Origin of the sequence: Brevundimonas sp. (assembly GCF_036405315.1) — a bacterium.
Lineage (GTDB): Bacteria > Pseudomonadota > Alphaproteobacteria > Caulobacterales > Caulobacteraceae > Brevundimonas.
The window spans coordinates 1-3,002 of the sequence record NZ_DASWXW010000031.1 but is presented as its reverse complement, the minus strand read 5'-3'; the positions used below and the strand labels follow the sequence as shown (position 1 = coordinate 3,002).

The following is a 3,002-nucleotide window of genomic DNA, read 5'->3' as shown; positions in this document are numbered from 1 at the left end:
GACCGAGGCGTTGCCGGGCCGGAAGAAGGCCCGTGCCCCGTCAGCCAGCCGCCCCGGGATCGGGCTCTGATCGACATAGAAGGTCGCATCGCCCCAACCGACCAGGACCCAGTCGCCCGGCGCCAGCCCCGCCGTCGCCTCGGCCAGCGCCCCTCCCCCTTCCAGCAGGGCCGCGCGCGGCACGGCCAGGTCGGTGTGGAAGCCGTTGTCGAGCAGATAGACGGTCACGCCCGGCTCGCCCGGCGCCGCAGGGAAAAGAGCCGGATCGCCGGATCGGGTCAGGGTCCACAGGGCGGCGAGCAGGCCGATCAGGGCCGCGATCAGAAACCGCCCGAGCGCCCCCATCCGGGCCTCAGCCCGGACCGTAGGCCACGGGGGCGTCCCGCGCCGGGCTGGCGCCCTGCTGCGTCGCCCATTCGCCGCGATAGTCGTAGTTCAGCTGAACGCAGTGGCGGTACTGGCCGTCGCTCCAGCGGCCGACGGCGTGCATGGTCATGGGACGCCCCGCCCTGACCCGGCCCACCACGACCCAGCTCTCGTCGGAGCCGGGGCAGAGGGCGCGCGACAGACCCCGCCCGTCGCCCTCCTGCACAATGGCGTAGACCCCGCTCTCGCTCGCCCCCGCCGGCAGGGCGCGGCGCACGGCGTCGGGCCCGCCCGGCGTGAAACGGGCCGAACCGCGCGAGGTGCTGGAGAAGAGGTTGCGCACCGCCACGGCGCCGAACAGGCCGCGCTCGACCTCCAGGGTCACGCCGCGCGTCAGGGCCTGGGTCGTGCGGTCGCGTGCGTCGAAGGCCAGGAAGCGGGTGTCGGCCATGGCCGGTCCCGCCGCCGCGGAGACGGTCAGAAGAAGCGAAATCAGGATGTGGCGACGCATGGCGACCCCGTCGATGGACACGCCCCCCGGCGACCGGCGGACCGTAACGGCATCGGCCGCCGCCGTGAACCCTCGCCCCGAAAAGACAAGGGGCGCGGTCCCTTTCGAAACCGCGCCCCTGAGGCCTTCGTCAGTCCGGCGAACCCTAGTCCAGGGTGCGCTTGACCTCTTCGACGGTGAAGCACTCGATGTAGTCGCCTTCCTTGATGTCCTGGAAGCCCTGGAACTGCATGCCGCACTCCTGGCCCGAGGGCACCTCGTTGACCTCGTCCTTGAAGCGCTTGAGCGTGTTGAGCACGCCCAGTTCCAGCACCACCACGTCGTCGCGGATGATGCGGACGCGGGCGCCCTTGCGGACCACGCCTTCCGACACCCGGCAGCCGGCGATCTTGCCGACCTTGGTGATGTCGAAGACCTGCAGCACCTTGGCGTTGCCGAGGAAGGTTTCGCGCTGGAGCGGCGCCAGCATGCCCGAGAGCACGCCCTTCATGTCGTCCAGCAGGTCGTAGATGATCGAGTAGTAGCGGATCTCGACGCCTTCGCGGTCGGCCAGTTCGCGCGCCTGCTTGGACGCACGGACGTTGAAGCCGAGGATCGGCGCCCCGGCCGACTTGGCCAGGTTGACGTCGCTCTCGGTGATGCCGCCGGCGCCCGAATAGGCGACGCGTGCACGCACCTCGTCGTTGCCCATCTTCTCCAGCGAGGCCGAGATGGCTTCGCCCGAGCCCTGGACGTCGGACTTGATGACGACCGGCAGCTCATTGATCTTCTTCGATCCGAGCTTGGCCATCATGTCGGCCAGCGACAGGCTGCCGCCCGAGACCTGGCTCTTCTCACGCTTCACGCGCTCACGGTATTCCGTCAGCTCACGAGCACGGGCCTCGCTCTCCACCACGGCGAAGACGTCGCCCGGCGAGGGCGCTTCCGACAGGCCGAGGATCTCGACCGGGACGGAAGGACCGGCTTCGGTCAGTTGGGCGTTGCGTTCATCCAGCAGGGCGCGCGCCTTGCCCCAGGCGGAGCCGGCCACGACGATGTCGCCGCGCTTCAGCGTGCCGCGCTTGACCAGGACGGTGGCGACCGGGCCGCGGCCCTTGTCCAGCTTGGCCTCGATGACCACGCCTTCGGCCGAACGGTCCGGGTTGGCGCGCAGGTCCATGACCTCGGCCTGCAGCAGGATGGCGTTGATCAGGCCGTCGAGGTTGATGCGGTTCTTGGCCGACACCTCGATGATCTGGGTGTCGCCGCCCAGGCTTTCGGCGATGACTTCGTGCTGCAGAAGCTCGTTGACCACCTTCTGCGAGTTGGCGTCCGGCTTGTCGATCTTGTTGACCGCGACGATCAGGGGCGCGTTGGCGGCCTTGGCGTGACGGATGGCTTCGATCGTCTGCGGCATGACGCCGTCGTCGGCGGCCACGACCAGGACCACGATGTCGGTGACGTTGGCGCCGCGCGCCCGCATCGCCGAGAAGGCGGCGTGGCCCGGGGTGTCCAGGAAGGTGACCCGCTGGCCGTCTTCCAGGCGCACCTGATAGGCGCCGATGTGCTGGGTGATGCCGCCGGCTTCGCCGCCGGCCACGTCGGTCGTGCGCAGGGCGTCCAGCAGCGAGGTCTTGCCGTGGTCGACGTGGCCCATGATGGCCACGACCGGGGCGCGCAGGGTGGTGGCGCCTTCGTCGTCGGCCTCGGCGATGAAGCCTTCCTCGACGTCGGATTCCGACACGCGCTTGACGGCCATGCCGAACTCTTCGGCCACCAGTTCGGCGGTGTCGGAGTCGTTCACGTCGTTGATCTTCATCATCATGCCCTGACGCATCAGGAACTTGATGATGTCGACGCCGCGGACGGCCATCCGGTTGGACAGCTCCTGCACGGTGATGACGTCAGGAATGACGACTTCACGCGGCCGGTTCGGCGCATCGGTCGATCCGCCCTTGCGCTTTTCCTTCTCGCGTTCGCGGGCCCGGCGGACCGAGGCCAGCGAGCGCATGCGCTCGGCGGTGTCGCCGTCGCCGGCGACCGACTGGATGGTCAGGCGGCCTTCACGGCGCTTGGGCTCGCCGCGCGTGCGGCTGACCGCCTTGCCGGCGTCCGAGAAACGCTTGTCGCGGTCGTCCTCGGGACG

3 protein-coding genes are annotated in these 3,002 nt (G+C 69.6%); all 3 read right to left on the bottom strand.

From position 1 onward, the window contains the following. Positions 1-345: DUF2459 domain-containing protein (locus VGE49_RS02140; RefSeq protein ID WP_331032941.1), on the bottom strand; the 345-nt coding region annotated here is incomplete at its 3' end. Between the two features lie 7 nt (positions 346-352). Beyond that, the gene (locus VGE49_RS02135; RefSeq protein WP_331032940.1) at positions 353-877 is read right to left on the bottom strand and encodes a hypothetical protein; all 525 of its coding nucleotides are present in this window, start codon (positions 875-877) and stop codon (positions 353-355) included. 145 nt (positions 878-1,022) lie between these two features. Then, on the bottom strand, positions 1,023-3,002 hold a 1,980-nt coding region (gene infB, locus VGE49_RS02130), incomplete at its 5' end, for a translation initiation factor IF-2 (protein WP_331032939.1).